Source organism: Amycolatopsis sp. VC5-11 (assembly GCF_037034185.1).
Taxonomy (GTDB): domain Bacteria; phylum Actinomycetota; class Actinomycetes; order Mycobacteriales; family Pseudonocardiaceae; genus Amycolatopsis; species Amycolatopsis nivea.
This window is the reverse complement of the sequence record NZ_JBAGKF010000009.1, coordinates 273,726-289,620: the sequence shown is the minus strand read 5'-3', so window position 1 is coordinate 289,620 and position 15,895 is coordinate 273,726. Positions and strand designations below refer to the sequence as shown.

The following is a 15,895-nucleotide window of genomic DNA, read 5'->3' as shown; positions in this document are numbered from 1 at the left end:
GGCCTTCTCGTGTTTCAGAGCTGGATGCGGGCGACGATCTCGTCGTCGTCCATTTCGCCGGTCGGCCGGAAGCCCAGCTGCTGGTAGAAGGGGCCGGGGCTGTGCTTGCCCGGCATCCAGCTGACCGTGACGAATTCGGCGTCGCGGCGGCGCGCTTCGGCCAGCACCGCCTCGACGGCGAACCGTCCGTAGCCCTTTTTCTGGTGTTTGGCGGCGATGTTCAGCCGCCACAGGTAGTGGCGGTAGTAGTCGGTCGGGTTGTCCGGGTCGAACGCGGCCATGACGAAGCCGACGAGTTTCTTCCCGGCGTAGATCAGCCTCGGCCAGGCGATTTCGTGCTGGACATAGGCTTCGGCGAGCGAGCAGGCGACCGGAGCGACGTAGTCGCGTTGATGCTTCGCCACTTTGAGATCGCAGGCGTCTTCCACGTTGTCGACCGTGACTTCGACCAGTCTCGGGGTCGTCATGCGAATTACGGTAGCGCTGCCGCCGGGGTTCAGAGCTGGATGCGGGCCACGACCTCGCCCTCGTGCTGCTGGCCGGTGGGCTGGAATCCCAGCCGCAGATAAAACGGCTCCGGACTGTGCTCGCCGGGCACCCACAGCACTGTCGCCGATTCTTGTCCGCGGCGACGCGCTTCGGCCAGTACCGCTTCGACGGCGAACTTCCCGTAGCCCTTTTTCTGGTGCTCGGCCGAGATGTTCAGCCGCCAGATGCCGCAGCGGAAGTAGTCGATCGGACAGCCCGGATCGAAGGCGGCCATGACGAAGCCGACGAGATCGTCGCCGGCGTAGACCAGCCTCGGCCACGCGACGCCCGGCTGGGTGTAGGCCTCTGCCAGCGAACGGGCGACCGGGGCCACGTAGCGCTCCTGGTGCGGCGCCACCGACAGATCGCAGGCCGCGCCCACGTTGTCGGTGGTGACCTCGGCCAGCCGCAGTGTTGTCATGCCCCGGACGTTAGCCCGGGGGTACGACAATTCTCAGGCTCCTTCGACGCCGATCTCGAACGCGGAGTCGGTGTCGGCGCGGGAGTAGGAGCGGAACGCGATGTGGGTGACGGTGTCGAGGACGCCGCGGACCTTGCCGATGCGGCCGGGGATCAGGTCGGCGAGGTCTTCGTGGGCCTGCACGCGCACGGTGGCGATGAGGTCGACGTCCCCGGCGCACGAGTAGACCTCGGACACCTGGTCGAGGTCCGCGATCGCCTGCGCGGCCTGCGGGATTTCCTCGGCCTCTACGTTGATCAGCACGATCGCCGTGATCACAGCGTTCCTCCCACTTCCTGGCGGTAACCGACGTGCGCGATCGTAGCCGGGAACACGCCCGCGCATGGTGCGGCGGGGCTTCTCAGCCCGCGACGTGTTCGAGTGACCGGGCGTCGGCGACCCGGGCGAGCCAGGATTGCCATCCGGCGACAGCGGCGGGCTCGGCCCACGGCCGGGTGGTGCGGACGAGCCGGGTCCCCGGCCGGGCGAGCCAGCGCAGCAGGATCCCGACCTCCTCGCCGGGAGCACCACGCAGCGGACCGTCGCCGGGCAGCACGGTTTCCCCGGCGGCGACGAGGGATTCGACCACCGGCATCGGCGGCACCCCACGGCGGGCGACTCCCGCGGAGGCGAGCCTGCCGTAGCGGATGACGGACAGTTCCCAGCCGCCATTGCCGTCCGGGGCCGCCGCGATGAGTTCCGCGACCGACGCGAGCGCGGCCTGCCGGTGCGCGCGGCCGACGGCGCGGACCAGCCCGGCCAGTTCGTCGCGGTGGCGCGCGGCCTGTTCGTAATGCCTTCGCTCGGCCATCTCCTCCAGCCGCGCCGCCGCCAGGTGCAGGGGACGGCCGTCATGACCGGCGATGAGCCCGCGAGCAGCTTCGACAGCGGGGGAGTAGTCGGCGACGGTCTGTCTGCCCGCGCACGGGGCTCCGCAACGGCCGAGTTCCGCCAGGACACACGGTGTGCCGGACGCGGCGGTGGCGGAGATGCGTTGGGTGCAGGTGCGCAACCCGGAAGCGTCGGCGAGAGTCTCGGCGGCCGTGCGCGCGTCGGCTTGGCTGCGGAACGGCCCGAGCGTGCCCGCGCGCGGCAGACGGACCACGGAAAGCCGCGGGAAAGCCTCGTCGGTGAGGCTGATCCACCAGCCGTGGTGCGGGTTTTTCGAACGCCGGTTGTAGGCGGGCCGGTGCGCGGCGATCAGCCGCAGTTCGCGGATCTCGGCTTCGAGGGAATGCGCGCACTCGATGGCGTCCACCCGCTCCGCCAGCGCGACCATTTCCCGGATCCGGCCCCGGCTCTCGGAACCGGTGAAATACGTGCGCACGCGCCGTCTCAGGTCGCGCGCGGTGCCTACGTACAGGACTTCGTCGCGCGGACCCTTGAAGAGGTACACGCCGGGCCGCGACGGGAGGTCGGCAGCGAGGTTTCGCTTGCGCCGCTGGGCTGGCGTGACGTCTGGGAGGTAGTCGATCAGCTCCTCGACGGTGTGCACGCCGAGGTTGCCGACGCGCTCCAGCAACGCGTGCAGGACGTCGGTGGTGGCGCGGGCGTCGTCGAGCGCGCGGTGCGTCGGCCGGGTGCGCGCGCCGAGCAGCATGGACAGCGACGACAACCGGTAGCTGCGCGCTTCTTCTCTCGGGATGACGCGGCGCGCCAGCTTCACCGTGCAGACGACGGTGGGACGCGGCCAGACGTAGCCGTGTCCTTCGCAAGCGGCCTTCATGAAGCTGGTGTCGAAGCCGGAGTTGTGCGCGACCAGCACGGTGCCCGCGATGAACTCCAGGAACGCGGGCAGCACGCGTTCGATCCGCGGCGCGTCGTAGACCATCGCCTGCGTGATCCCGGTCAGCTCGACGATCTGCGGCGGAATCGGCGTGCCCGGGTTGACCAGCGTCGCGAACTCGCCCAGCACCTGGCCGGCGCGGACCTTGACCGCGCCGATCTCGGTGATCCCGTCCGGCCCCGGTTTGGTGCCGGTGGTCTCGAGGTCGAACACGACGAACGTGGTGTCCCGCAGCGGGGTGCCGAGCTCGTCGAACGCCAGCTGAGCCTGGTCCGGCCTCGGTCGGGTCTCCATGATCGCGCACAGTAGGGCCGACCACCGACAATCTTCGCGCGCGCCGCCCGTGGCCCGATGGTGACCAGCGGAACGGGCCGGTGCGGCGCGGGATCCGGCGGCGGGGCCTACCCTGGACCAATGCACCCTCAGCCCGTCGAACCGGAAGAAGCCGCGGAGGCCGTCGGCCCCTCGGCGGTTCCGGCGCGGGCGGGAGAGGACGCCGAGGCCGCCGAACCGGGGACGTGTCCGGAACCGGCGACGTGGACGAGCCTGCCGGAGGCGGTGCGCGAGCGGATCGCCGAACTGGCCGCGGCCGCGGTCGCGAAACTGCCGGTCGCCGACGTGCCGCGGCAGCTGCGGCCGGTCGCGAAATTCGCCCCCGCCAAGCGCGCGAAGCTTGGCGGCACCGCGCTGCTCACGGCGTTAGGGGATTCGGCGCAGTTCCGGACCGCGGTCCTGGAATGGCTGCGCGAGCACCGGACCGACGCGCTGGACCCGAACGTTTCGGACTCCGTCTCGGCCGCTGCCGCCGCCGTGCTGCTCGGCGAATCCGGCGCGGCCGGACGCGTGCGGCTGGTCGCGAAGAACGCCGAGGAAACCGCGCTGCGCGCTGAGCGGGACGCGGCGCTGGCCCGGAACCAGCGGCTGGAAGTCGAAATCGCCGAGCTGCGCGCCGAGTTGGAAGAGGCGCGCGGAGCGGTCGAGAGCGCGCGCGGCGAACGCGAGGCCGAGGTCGAGAAGCTGCTGCGCCGGCTGCGCGAGCAGGGCGTGCTGCTGCGGCAGGCCAAGGACGCGGCCGAGGCGGCGCGCGCCGAACTGGCCGACGGGGGCGCGACGCGGGAACGCGAGATCGAGATGCTGAACGTGCAACTCGACCGGGAACGTCGCCGGGTCGCCGCGGAACGCACTCGCGCCGAACGGGCGGTCGCGGACGCGGAGATGGCCCGCCAGTCGGCGCGCGAAGCCAGGGAGGCCGACGAGGTCCGGCTGGCATTGCTGGTGGACACGATCGACGGCGCGGTGCACGGCCTGCGCCGCGAACTGGCTTTGGGCGACCGCGGCGCGCGCCCTGCCGACATGGTGAGCGGCGCGCGGTCCGGACTCGGCCCGGGCGGGCGGATCCAGGACGTCACGGCGCTCGACCGGCATCTGGCGTTGCCGAACGTCCATCTCATCGTGGACGGCTACAACGTCACCAAAACGGGTTACCCGGAACTGGCGCTGGCCGATCAGCGAGACCGGCTGGTGCATCAGCTCTCGGCACTGGCGGCGCGCACGTCGGCGGAGGTCACGGTGGTGTTCGACGGGGCCGGCGTGCTGTCGGTGCCCGCCGCGGTGCCGCGCGGGGTGCGGGTGCTGTTTTCCGAGCGTGGCGTGCTTGCCGACGACGTGATCCGGTCGCTGGTCGCGGCCGAGCCGAAGGGCCGTCCGATGGTCGTCGCGACATCCGACCGGGCGGTCGCGGACTCGGTCCGCGCGGGCGGCGCGCACCCGGTGGCGTCGGCGGTTCTCGTCAGCCGATTGGGTCGTGTCTGATCCTGGCCGCCCTCGCGGCTCCGGAAATTGTCGGTGGTGCTTCCTACCGTTTGTTCCCGAGGCGATTCCCGGAACCGGTCCGGGGCCTCGCGGACGAACGGAGGCCCGGCAATGGGCGAGAACAAGCAGGAGCGGTTCGGAGTCGGTTCCGGCATGCGTGCGGCGGAGTCGGCTGGGGTTAGCGGGGGAGTTCGGTTCGCGGCGGGGCCGGGGGATCGGAACGCCGGGGTTGGTGGCGGGGCTCTTGAGCGCTCTCGGCCGTTGGATCATGGGGCTGCTGAGCGGTCGCGGCCGCCGGACGTTGGGGCTGAGGGCTCTCGGCCGCCGGACCATCAGGCTGACGGAGCGGTTGAACGGTCCCGGCCGCTTGGTCGTGGGGCTGTCGTGGCTGCTGAGCGGTCCCGGCTGCCGGGTCACGGGGTTGGCGGGGAGGCTGACCACTCCCGGCCGCCACACCATCGGCATGGCGAGGCGGCTGAACGGTCCCGCCCGCCGGATCGAGGTGGTCACCCGGGCGGGGAGGGTCCGGCGGTGAGTCTTGCCACTGGGGTGAGTCCGGCCACGGGCCAAGCGCGGGACCGGGATCTGGAGGCGCGCCGGGAAAGCGGCGTTTCGTCGGGTTCCGGCGAAAGCGCTGCTGCCGCGGCTTCGTCCGGCGAAAGCGAGTGCGCGGAACCCGTCAGCCCACGGCGCTCAGCGCGACAGCACCCGGGCGCGGCACGAAGCGCGAAGCGGGCGAAACCCGTTGCCTCCCGCCAGGAAGAGCGGCGTCCGGCCGGCGCGGTGGACGTCGCGGTCGAGGACATCGACACGTTCGTCGTCGACTGCGACCGGTGTGCGGTGCGCGGGGCGGCGTGTGCCGATTGCGTGGTCAGCGTGCTGCTCGGGCCGCCGGTCGGCCTCGTCTGGGACGCGGACGAGCGGCGGGCTGTCGACGCGCTCGCCGAGGCGGGGATGGTGCCGCGGCTGCGCCTGGTTCCGGAGACCGACAGTAGGTCGGCGTGACACCAGTGGGTGACACTGGCTCGCCGAGCGGTCGCCTCGGTGCGGTGAACGGTAAGTAGTCGAAGGGGTCGTTTGTGCTGCCAGAGCGTGTGACTTAAGTCACGTGTAGCTGCCTTGCTGGTCCGATGGTGTTTCGCCGGACTACGGAGAGTTTTTACGGGGGGCCCGGTGGACGCGCCGACGGTCTTTTCGTAACCTGGCCGAGATCTCGCGCCAGTCAGCTGTCGGACGACGGCGACGCGGGATCGCCGCCGGTTCGGCTTTGTCGGGGAGTCAGGACCGGAACCAATCACCGTGCGCGGGAAAAGCTGTTGTGACACACGACGGCCGGAACGCGGACGGACAGCGTGCGCGAAGAGGGCCCCCGACCTCTTCCGCGCCGGGGTTCCGGCCACGGCGGCCCGACGAGCAAAGGAGACCCGCGCGGCCGTGCAGTCGCATCCAGTCAAGCGCGTGGTGTCAGGCGCCCTCGCGGCCGCCTCGGTGATCGCAGTCGTCGCCGTGGCGCAGCCAGCGGGCACCGCAGCCGCTTCCCCCCTCCCCGTCCTCCAGGCCCCGCCGGACTCCGGTTCGGACGCTCTCACCAAGTACCGCGACCTCGCGGCGCAGGCGGAGAAGGCGAACGAGGACCTCCTGAAAGCCAAGGACGACCTCACTGCCCGCCAGGGCGACCTCGACAAGGCCAACGCGGACGTGGGCAACGCCCACAACCTCTCCGCGCAGGCCGCCGAGAACGAGAAGAAGTACAAGGTCGACGTCGACAAGTTCGCGAACGCGTCGTTCCTGTCCGGCGTGCAGATGAACAAGCTGTCCGCGCTGCTGGCGGGCACGTCGACGCAGGAGTTCCTCGACCGTTCGTCGGCGCTGGACCAGATCGCCTCGCAGAAGGCTGTCGCGCTGGAGAAGCTCCAGGGCGCGGTCGACCAGGCCAAGTCCGCCGAGAAGCTGGCCGCCGACGCCGCACAGCGGGCCACCGCGGCGCGCGACGCGGCGGCGAAGCTGACCGAGGACATCACGGCCAAGAAGAAGTCGCTCGACGACCAGGTCGCCGAGCTGAAGAAGACCTCGTCGGCGCTGAGCGCGGCCGACCGCAACGCGCAGAAGGACACCGGCGGCGACATCTCGGTGGACCTCGCGAACGCGGGCCCGGCCGCGGCGGCTGCCGTCCAGGCCGCGCTGAGCCAGCGGGGCAAGCCCTACGAGTGGGGCGCCACCGGACCGAGCTCGTACGACTGCTCGGGCCTCATGCAGTGGGCCTACCGGCAGGCCGGCATCTCGCTGCCGCGCTCGAGCCAGCAGCAGAGCCAGACCGGCACGCCGGTCCCGCGCAGCCAGCTGCAGCCCGGCGACCTGGTGTTCTACTACACGCCGGTCTCGCACGTGGGCATGTACATCGGCAACGGGATGATGGTGCACGCGCCGACCACCGGCGACGTCGTCAAGATCTCGCCGCTGCAGAGCCAGTACGTGGGCGCCCGCCGGGTCGCCTGACCGGACGCTCTCGCTCCCACCGGGGCGGTGCCGCATTGCGCGGCGCCGCCCCGGTGTCGTTCACGGGGGCACTTGACCGGAGGAGCAGACGATGTCGTTCGCGGGCGAGTTGGTGACCGAGACCTTCGCGTACGACGGCGGCCGCCAGGTCACGGTCTACGTCCCGGCGGATCGGCCCGAGGCGGTCGTGTTCGCCGGCGACGGCGAGCTGATCTCGCAGTGGGGCAGCGACCTCGAGGCCGCCGAGGTGCCGCCGACGATGATCGTCGGAGCCCATCGCCTGGCCGACGAGACCTCGCGGCTCCACGAGTACTCGCCGGGCTTCGATCCGGGGCGATTTGCGGCGCACGAGAGATTCTTCTGCGCGGATCTCGGCCGGTGGGTGCGATCGCGGTTCGGAGTCGCGTTGTCCGCCGAGCGCACTGCGGTATGCGGCGTCTCGGCGGGCGGAGAGCTGGCGCTGGCGATGGGACTTCGGCATCCGGACGTCTACGGCACGGTCTTGTGCGCCTCGCCCGGAGGGGGCTACCGACCGCCCGCTGACCTGCCGGGCTCGCTTCCGAGCACGTACCTCGTCGCCGGTACGCAAGAACCGTTCTTCCTGCAGAACGCGATCCGGTGGGCGGACGCGCTTCGCGCTGCCGGGGCCGACGTCGTCTTGACCGAGCGGGCCGGATCGCACGGGGATCGGTTCTGGCGGGAAGAGTTCCCGCTGATGGTCGCGTGGGCGTTCGCGAGCTGAAGAAGCCGGGCGGACTCCCGCTTCACCGCGACGGGCCCGCGGAATCGCTCGTCGGTAGCCTGCGGGGGTGCTGAGGACCCTGCTCGTGACGAACGACTTCCCGCCGCGCCCCGGGGGTATCCAGAATTACCTCAATTCGCTGGCCACCCGGCTGCCCGCGGACGACCTCGTCGTTTACGCGCCCTCCTGGGAGCGCAGCAGCGGCTCGCACGTCGAGTTCGACGCGGCCGCGCCGTTCGAAGTGGTACGCCATCCGACGTCGTTGATGCTGCCCACCCCCGACGTCCTGCGGCGTGCGAAGCAGATCATGCGCGCCCGCGACTGCGAGGCCGTCTGGTTCGGTGCGGCCGCTCCGCTCGCGCTGCTCGGGCATCCGTTGCGGCAGGCCGGTGCGCGCCGGATCGTCGCGTCCACGCATGGGCATGAAGTCGGCTGGTCGATGCTTCCTGGCTCCCGGCAAGCGCTGCGGCGCATCGGCGAGACGGTGGACGTCGTCACGTACGTCAGCAAGTACACGCGCAACCGGTTCGCCGCCGCGTTCGGGCGGCATGCTGGGCTCGAAATGCTGCCGAGCGGTGTCGACACCACGGTTTTCGCGCCGGACCCGGCTGGTCGCGAGGAAATCCGGGCTCGGCACGGGCTTGGCGATCGGCCGACCGTCGTGTGCGTTTCGCGGCTGGTTCCGCGCAAGGGCCAGGACATGCTGATCTCCGCGCTGCCCGCGATCCGGGAGCGCGTGCCTGGCGCGGCCTTGCTGCTCGTCGGGGGCGGGCCGTATCGCAAGCGGCTCAACCAGCTGGCTGCCGCGCTGGGGGTGGCCGACGACGTGGTCTTCACCGGCTCGGTGCCGTGGGAGGAACTGCCCGCGCATTACAACGCGGGCGACGTCTTCGCGATGCCCGCCCGCACGCGCGGCAAGGGGCTCGACGTGGAAGGGCTCGGCATCGTCTACCTGGAGGCGTCCGCGACCGGGCTGCCGGTGGTCGCGGGCACGTCCGGCGGGGCGCCGGAGGCGGTGCTGGACGAGGTGACCGGGCACGTGGTCGACGGCCGCGACCCGGGCCAGCTCGCGGAGACCCTCGCGGCCCTCCTGTCCGACCCGGTCCGCGCCCGCAGGATGGGCGAGGCGGGCCGTTCGTGGGTCGGCGAGAGCTGGCGCTGGGACACGATGGCGCAGCGCCTCTCGACGCTCCTGGACGGCGATCCGGTGGCGGCGGTGCGCTGACCCGGGCTCAGGGTTCGTAGATAGCCGGATGGCGCGGGTCGTCCATGCGGACCACGACGTCCGCGAGGGCGGTGGGGTCGACTTCGTTTTCGTAGCGTTCGTAGGCGGGCAGCGCCCATTCGTCGGACACGCGGCGGCGCAGCGCACCCGGCGAAAGCCACAAATGCACCACGAAATCGAACGCCAATCCCGCGCCCAGCAAGAACTCTCCGTCGACCAGGACGACGCCTCGGTCCGGGACCGGGACGCGCGGCAATCTGGTCGCCCGGTCGCGTTCGGCGTCCCACAGCGCGGGCAGAACTTCGCCGCTTCCGTCGTCGGCGAGCGGGTCCAGGACTTCCCGGCGCAGACCGCCTAAATCGAGCCAATCGGTATACCGCGCGTCCGGATTCTGTTTCCCGTGCTCGAAACGGAGTGACGCTGGTCGCAAAAAACCGCGGGCGGGCACGTGCAGCGCGGCCCGGCCGAGCAGCTTCAGCGGGTCGGTCAACGCCTCCGCGAGCGGGCCGGTTCCGGCCGCTCCGTCGACGGCGACGGCGATTCGCCTGCGGTGGGTGAGCGCGTCGACGCGCTCGGTCAGCTCGGCGGCGAGGGCGTCGGGGGAGATGGGGCGGTAGCGCACGATCGCATGATCCCGCACCGGTTTCCGTCGGTCCCCGATGCCATGATGGCGGCATGGCCAACGAGGAGGGCAAGACCGGGCGGAGTGGTTGGGAGACAGCCGTTTCCCGCACGATGCCGTACCCGGGCAGCCGGGTGTGGGAGTTCCTGGTGGGGGACGGGGTGGAGATCTGGCTCGGCCCCGGCGTCGACCTGCCGCGCGAACGCGGGGCGGGCTACGAGACCGAACACGGCACGACCGGCGAAATCCGCAGCTATTCCGACGACCGGCTGCGGCTCACGTGGCGTCCGACGGACTGGGACCACGATTCCTTGCTGGAGCTCGAGGTCGCGGATCTCGGCAAGCGCAGCACGCTGAAGATCCGCCAGGAACAGCTCGCGGACGTGGCGGAAAAGGCCGAGCAGCGGGCATATTGGAAACAAGTGGTCGAGCGCGTCGAGGCGGCATTGGCCGAACGCTGACCGAACTGCCCAGGGGGTTCCAGCAGTGAGCGTCGACGAACACACCGAGGAAATCCCTTACGCGGACGAGGAATTCTGGCAGCGCCCGCACGAATGGCTCGCCCAGCGGCGCGAATCCGGCGCGGTCTGCCCGATCACCGCCCGCCGCGGAATCCCGTCCTACCTGGTCGGCGGATACGAGCAGGCGCGCGAGCTGCTCAACGATCCCCGGATCAGCAAGGACAGCGCCGACGTGCACCGGGTGTACGCGGCGAAGATCGGCCAGGACGTCGAGGTGCCGGAGTTCGGCAACCTGCTCACCCGGCACATGCTCAACAGCGATCCGCCGGTCCACACCCGGCTGCGCAAGCTGGTGAACAAGGCGTTCACCGCGCGCACCGTCGCGCGGCTGCGGCCGCGGATCCAGGAGATCGCCGATACGCTGCTGGACGAGATGGCCCGGCACGAGCAGGTCGACCTGGTGCAGGCGTTCGCCGAGCCGTTGCCGATCACCGTCATCTGCGAACTGCTCGGCGTGCGCGTCGAGGACCGCGGCCAATTCACCGCCTGGTCGCACCTGCTGCTGTCGTTCTCCGAGGACCACGAGGCACAGGCCGCGGCGGCGCGCGACATGCACGACTACCTGCAGCAACTGGTCGAGAGCAAGCGCGCCGAACCGGCCGAAGACCTGTTGTCGGACCTCGTGCACGCCAGCGACGAAGGCGATTCGCTCGACGAGGACGAACTGATCTCGATGGCGTTCCTGCTGCTGGTCGCCGGGCACGAGACCACGGTCAACCTGATCGCCAACGCCACGTTCGCGTTGCTGCGCGCGCCGGACCAGGCGGAGAAACTGCGCGCCGACCCGGGCTTGCTGCCGGGTGCGGTCGAGGAGTTCCTCCGGTACGACGGGCCGATCAACTTCGCGACCCTGCGCTACACGGTCGACGAGATCGAGGCGGGCGGCGTCACCGTCCCGCGCGACGAGTTCGTGCAGATCTCGCTGCTGTCGGCCAACCGGGACCCGGAGAAGTTCCCCGACCCGGACACGCTTGACGTCACGCGCGCGCCCGGCGGGCACCTCGCGTTCGGGCACGGCATCCACTACTGCGTCGGCGCACCGCTGGCCCGGCTGGAGGCGCAGATCGCGCTGGGCTCGCTGCTGGCGCGGTTCCCGGAGCTGAGCCTGGCCGTGCCCGCCGAGAACATCGTCTACCGGCCGAGTTCGCTGGTGCACGGCGTGCTGTCGCTCCCGGTGCGGCTGAACGGGGCGTAGCGGCTGTCACTGCGGATCCGCCCGCCGCCCGGTTAGGGTCGGCGGGTGGAACCCAGTGCTGCCGACCTCCTCGCCCTCGACGCCGCGCACGTGTGGCATCCCTACGCGCCGATGCCGGGCCGCGTGCCGCCGCTGCTCGTGGAAGAGGCGAGCGGGGTGCGGTTGAAGCTCGCCGATGGACGCGAACTGGTCGACGGCATGTCGTCCTGGTGGGCGGCGGTGCACGGCTACCGGAACCCGGTGCTCGACGCGGCATTGGCCGGGCAGGCCGGGCGGATGAGCCACGTGATGTTCGGCGGGCTCACCCACGAACCGGCGATCACGCTCGCGAAGACGCTCGTCGAGATGACCCCGGACGGGCTCGAGCACGTGTTCCTGTGCGATTCGGGCTCGGTTTCGGTCGAGGTCGCGGTGAAAATGTGCCTGCAGTACCAGCGTTCCCGCGGGCTGCCCGGCAAACACCGGCTGCTGACCTGGCGCGGCGGCTACCACGGCGACACGTTCACGCCGATGAGCGTCTGCGATCCCGACGGCGGCATGCATTCGCTGTGGCGGGGAGTGCTGCCGGAACAGGTTTTCGTGCCCGCGCCGCCGTCCGGGTTCGACGTGCCGGTCGATGAGTCCTATGTGGACGAACTGGCGAAGGCTCTCGAGCAGCACGCGGACGAACTGGCCGCGGTGATCGTGGAACCGGTGGTGCAGGGCGCGGGCGGCATGCGGTTTCACCATCCCGGTTATCTGCGCGCGCTGCGCGAGCTGACTCGGGAACACGACGTATTGCTGGTGTTCGACGAGATCGCGACCGGATTCGGCCGTACTGGAAGGCTTTTCGCGGCCGAACACGCTGGCGTGACGCCCGACGTGCTGTGCGTCGGCAAGGCGCTCACCGGCGGCTACCTCACGATGGCCGCCGCGTTGTGCACGCCCGAAATCGCCGACGGCATCACGCGCGGCGAGCTTCCGGTGCTCGCGCACGGCCCGACGTTCATGGGGAATCCGCTGGCTTCCGCGGTCGCCAACGCGTCGCTCGGTTTGCTGGCCGAAGGCCGATGGCAGGCCGACGTCGAGCGGATCGAAACCGCGCTGCGCCAAGGACTCGAGCCGGCTCGGGAGCTGCCGCACGTCGTGGACGTGCGGGTGCTGGGCGCGATCGGCGTGCTGCAGCTGGACCACGAGGTGGACATGGGTGTCGCGACCGAAGTGGTGACCGCCGAAGGGGCGTGGCTGCGGCCGTTCCGGGATCTGATCTACGCGATGCCGCCGTACGTCAGCACGGACGCGGACCTGGCGGTGATCACGTCGGCGATGCGGGCCGCCGCGGCGAAGGCCTGAGGTTACTTCGGGTTTGGCGTGGCTGCCTGTAGTGGATCTTGCCGGGTCGCGCAACCCGATCGTGGGTAATTCGATAAAGATCCACTCCATAGAGTGGTACATAGCGGACATTTCACAGGGATCCCGGTTTCCTGGTGATCATGAGACGACTTGCCGTGCTTCGCCACGACGTGCCCGCCTCGCTCGTGGTTTTCCTCGTCGCGGTCCCGCTTTCGCTCGGGATCGCCCTCGCGTCCGGCGCGCCGATCGTCGCCGGGCTGATCGCCGCCGTGGTGGGCGGCGTGGTCGCCGGTGCCCTCGGCGGCTCTCCGCTGCAGGTCAGCGGGCCCGCCGCCGGGTTGACCGTGCTGATGGCCGAGACGATCTCGACCTTCGGCTGGGCGGTCACCTGCCTGATCACCGTCCTCGCCGGGGCGCTGCAGATCCTGTTCGGCCTGAGCCGGGTCGCGCGGGCGGCGCTGGCGATCTCGCCGGCGATCGTGCACGGGATGCTCGCCGGGATCGGCATCACGATCGTGCTCGGCCAACTGCACGTGCTGTTCGGCGGGAAGGCGCAGAGTTCGGCGCTGGAGAACATCGCCCAGCTGCCCGCGCAGATCGCCGCGCACCACGACGCCGCCGCCCTGATCGGCATCCTGACCCTCGCCATTCTGCTGGCCTGGCCCAAACTTCCCGCAGCGGTAAGGAAAATCCCCGGACCGCTGGCGGCCATCGCGGTCGCGACGGCGGTGTCCCTGGTCGCCGGGATGACGCTGCCGCGCGTCGAACTGTCCGGCGACCTGCTGCAGATCCGCTTCGCGCCGCAGCTGCCGGACGGCGGATGGGGCCAGGTCGCGGTCGCGGTGATCACGATCGCGCTGATCGCCAGCGTCGAGAGCCTGCTGTCGGCGGTCGCGGTCGACAAACTGCAGAACGGTCCGCGCGCCAACCTGAACCGCGAGCTGATCGGCCAGGGCGCGGCGAACATGGTGTCCGGCTCGCTCGGCGGCCTGCCGGTGACCGGCGTGATCGTGCGCAGTTCCACCAACGTCGCGGCCGGGGCGCGCACGCGGGCGTCGGCCATCCTGCACGGCGTGTGGGTGCTGGTGTTCGTGGTCGCGCTCGCCGGGGTGCTGAAGTCCATTCCGCTGGCCGCGTTGGCCGGGCTGCTCGTGCACGTCGGCGCGAAGCTGGTGAATCCCGGTCATCTGCGGCAGGTGCTGCGCCACGGCGATCTGCCGCTCTACCTGGTGACCGTCGCCGGGGTGGTCGTGTTCGACCTGCTGACCGGCGTGCTCGCCGGGATCGTGCTGGCGGTGCTGCTGATGCTGCGCCGGACCGTGTGGTCGGGCGTGCACGCCGAGCACCACGGCGGCGAATGGCGCGTGATTGTCGAAGGCGTGCTGACGTTCCTGTCCGTGCCGCGGCTGACGAAGGTGCTCGGCACGATCCCGGCGGGCTCGAAGGTGACGCTGGAGCTGGTCGCCGATTACCTCGACCACGCGGCGTTCGAGAGCCTTTCCGCCTGGCAGCAGGCGCACGAACGGACCGGCGGCACGGTGGTCGTCGACGAGATCGGGCATCCGTGGTTCGCGAAGGGCAAGGAAGGCCGTCCGACGCTCCGGCGCACCGCGGCGGCCGGTGCGATGCCCAGGTGGCTGGCGCCGTGGTCGGCTTGGCAGGCCGCGGACGTGCGGGTGCCCGGACAGCGGACGCACCGGGGCGCGACCGAATTCCAGCGCCGGGCCGCGCCGCTGCTCAAGGACGTCCTCAGCGGGCTCGCGCACGCGCAAGAACCGCACACGCTGTTCATCACTTGCGGTGATTCGCGGATCGTGCCGAACCTGATCACCACGTCCGGTCCGGGTGACCTGTTCACCATCCGCAACATCGGCAACCTGGTGCCGCCCGGGCAGGCGGATCCGTCGACCAACGCGGCGATCGAATTCGCGGTCGGGGTGCTGGGAGTGCGGGAAATCGTGGTGTGCGGGCACTCCTCGTGCGGTGCGATGGGCGCACTGGCCAGCGGTCCGCCCGCGGACACGGCGCTCGCGTCCTGGCTGGTGCACGCCGAACCGAGCCGGAAGCGGGCGGGCGCGGTGACCCTCGACGGGGAACGGCCGGAGCGCGAACCGGACCGGCTGGCGTTGCACAACGTCCTGCAGCAGCTCACGCACCTGCGGCAGTACCCGCTGGTGGCCGAGGCCGAAGCGCGCGGCGAGCTGGCGCTGACCGGGCTGTACTTCGACGTGGGCGAGGCGCAGGTGTACCTGGCCGATCCGGCGAAGGGCGAGTTCGTGGCCGCGGGAGCGCCCGCGGCGGCCCCGGCAGGCTGACCCGGGCCCTCGCGCGTGCCCCCCCGGGTGCGCGCGAGGGAGCCCCGAGTGTTGACATCGGGGAGCACGGCAATATCTTGATGGCTCGTGACGACGCTCGTGATGACCGGAACCGGGACCGACGTCGGCAAAACGGTCGCCACCGCGGCGATCGCGGCGCTGGCCCTCGCGCAGGGACAACGCGTCGCGGTGCTGAAACCCGCGCAGACCGGCGTGCTCCCCGGCGAGGCGGGAGACCTCGCCGAGGTGGTGCGGCTGGCAGGCAAGGACCTGACGATCCGGGAGCTGCGGCGGTATCCGGATCCGTTGTCCCCGGAAGCCGCTTCCCGGCGCTCCGGGCTCCCGACCGTGGGCCCCGGGGAGATCGCCGCCGCGGCCAGCGACCTGGACGCGGCGCACGACCTGACCCTGGTCGAGGGCGCTGGCGGGCTGCTGGTCCGATTCGACTCGCAGGGGAGCACGCTGGCGGATGTCGCGTGGTCACTGGGAGCGCCGGTGGTTCTCGTCGCGCAAGCCGGGCTGGGGACGCTCAACACGACTGCGTTGACCGCTGAGGTGGCTACCCGGCGTGGGCTGAACGTCGTGGGGGTCATCATCGGGTCCTGGCCGGCTGATCCGGATCTGGCGGCTTTGGAAAATCTTCGGGATCTGCCGGTCGCTGGCGGCGCGCCCTTGCTGGGGGTTCTTCCGGCTGGGCTGGGCGCGGCGGACCGGGAGACCTTCGCCGCGCAGGCTCGGCAGGGGTTGTCGCCGTGGTTCGGCGGGGAGTTCGATCCCGAGGCGTTCACGGCTGCTGCTTCCGCCCAGAACTAGCGCCGCGCGGATTGAGCGATCTCATCGGCTCGCGGGCCGGGTGAAGGC

At 70.9% G+C, this 15,895-nt stretch carries 15 protein-coding genes; 10 read left to right on the top strand and 5 right to left on the bottom strand.

Going from position 1 to position 15,895, the window contains the following annotated elements:
* Positions 1–14: 14 nt before the first annotated feature.
* The 4 genes from WA670_RS26825 to WA670_RS26810 form a co-directional block, all read right to left on the bottom strand.
* On the bottom strand, positions 15–467 hold the full coding sequence (locus WA670_RS26825; RefSeq protein ID WP_037809548.1) for a GNAT family N-acetyltransferase: 453 nt from the start codon (positions 465–467) through the stop codon (positions 15–17).
* A 29-nt stretch (positions 468–496) separates the two neighbouring features.
* A complete protein-coding gene (locus WA670_RS26820) occupies positions 497–949 on the bottom strand; it encodes a GNAT family N-acetyltransferase (protein ID WP_037809549.1) in 453 nt (150 codons plus the stop codon).
* 33 nt (positions 950–982) lie between these two features.
* Positions 983–1,267, bottom strand: coding sequence for an Lrp/AsnC family transcriptional regulator (locus WA670_RS26815; RefSeq protein ID WP_009074830.1), 285 nt, complete (start codon positions 1,265–1,267; stop codon positions 983–985).
* Positions 1,268–1,349: 82 nt separating this feature from the next.
* Positions 1,350–3,068 carry a DEDD exonuclease domain-containing protein gene (locus WA670_RS26810; protein WP_238607706.1) on the bottom strand — a complete coding sequence of 573 codons (1,719 nt, stop codon included), beginning with the start codon at positions 3,066–3,068 and terminating at the stop codon, positions 1,350–1,352.
* A gap of 120 nt (positions 3,069–3,188) precedes the next feature.
* On the opposite strand from WA670_RS26810, the gene WA670_RS26805 reads away from it, so the two are divergent.
* The 5 genes from WA670_RS26805 to WA670_RS26785 all read left to right on the top strand — a co-directional run bounded on the left by WA670_RS26805 (position 3,189) and on the right by WA670_RS26785 (position 9,049).
* Complete coding sequence (locus tag WA670_RS26805; protein WP_037809553.1) at positions 3,189–4,586, top strand: NYN domain-containing protein; 1,398 nt, start codon at positions 3,189–3,191, stop codon at positions 4,584–4,586.
* A gap of 783 nt (positions 4,587–5,369) precedes the next feature.
* A complete protein-coding gene (locus WA670_RS26800) occupies positions 5,370–5,591 on the top strand; it encodes a hypothetical protein (protein ID WP_037358162.1) in 222 nt (73 codons plus the stop codon).
* Positions 5,592–6,020: 429 nt separating this feature from the next.
* The gene (locus WA670_RS26795) at positions 6,021–7,082 is read left to right on the top strand and encodes a C40 family peptidase (protein ID WP_238607705.1); all 1,062 of its coding nucleotides are present in this window, start codon (positions 6,021–6,023) and stop codon (positions 7,080–7,082) included.
* Positions 7,083–7,173: 91 nt separating this feature from the next.
* A complete protein-coding gene (locus WA670_RS26790) occupies positions 7,174–7,824 on the top strand; it encodes an alpha/beta hydrolase (protein WP_336159219.1) in 651 nt (216 codons plus the stop codon).
* A 67-nt stretch (positions 7,825–7,891) separates the two neighbouring features.
* Complete coding sequence (locus tag WA670_RS26785) at positions 7,892–9,049, top strand: glycosyltransferase family 4 protein (protein ID WP_336159218.1); 1,158 nt, start codon at positions 7,892–7,894, stop codon at positions 9,047–9,049.
* Positions 9,050–9,056: 7 nt separating this feature from the next.
* Here the strand turns inward: WA670_RS26785 and WA670_RS26780 are convergent, their stop codons facing one another.
* On the bottom strand, positions 9,057–9,671 hold the full coding sequence (locus WA670_RS26780; protein ID WP_336159217.1) for a uridine kinase: 615 nt from the start codon (positions 9,669–9,671) through the stop codon (positions 9,057–9,059).
* Positions 9,672–9,724: 53 nt separating this feature from the next.
* On the opposite strand from WA670_RS26780, the gene WA670_RS26775 reads away from it, so the two are divergent.
* From WA670_RS26775 to bioD, 5 genes are all read left to right on the top strand, one after another.
* Positions 9,725–10,132 carry an SRPBCC domain-containing protein gene (locus WA670_RS26775; protein WP_078870303.1) on the top strand — a complete coding sequence of 136 codons (408 nt, stop codon included), beginning with the start codon at positions 9,725–9,727 and terminating at the stop codon, positions 10,130–10,132.
* A gap of 25 nt (positions 10,133–10,157) precedes the next feature.
* A complete protein-coding gene (locus WA670_RS26770; RefSeq protein ID WP_336159216.1) occupies positions 10,158–11,387 on the top strand; it encodes a cytochrome P450 family protein in 1,230 nt (409 codons plus the stop codon).
* A 45-nt stretch (positions 11,388–11,432) separates the two neighbouring features.
* On the top strand, positions 11,433–12,719 hold the full coding sequence (locus WA670_RS26765; RefSeq protein ID WP_336159215.1) for an adenosylmethionine--8-amino-7-oxononanoate transaminase: 1,287 nt from the start codon (positions 11,433–11,435) through the stop codon (positions 12,717–12,719).
* A 140-nt stretch (positions 12,720–12,859) separates the two neighbouring features.
* Positions 12,860–15,034, top strand: a complete 2,175-nt coding sequence (locus tag WA670_RS26760) for a SulP family inorganic anion transporter (RefSeq protein WP_199817409.1) — start codon at positions 12,860–12,862, stop codon at positions 15,032–15,034.
* 87 nt (positions 15,035–15,121) lie between these two features.
* Positions 15,122–15,847 carry a dethiobiotin synthase gene (bioD, locus tag WA670_RS26755; protein ID WP_037809564.1) on the top strand — a complete coding sequence of 242 codons (726 nt, stop codon included), beginning with the start codon at positions 15,122–15,124 and terminating at the stop codon, positions 15,845–15,847.
* Positions 15,848–15,895 lie beyond the last annotated feature (48 nt).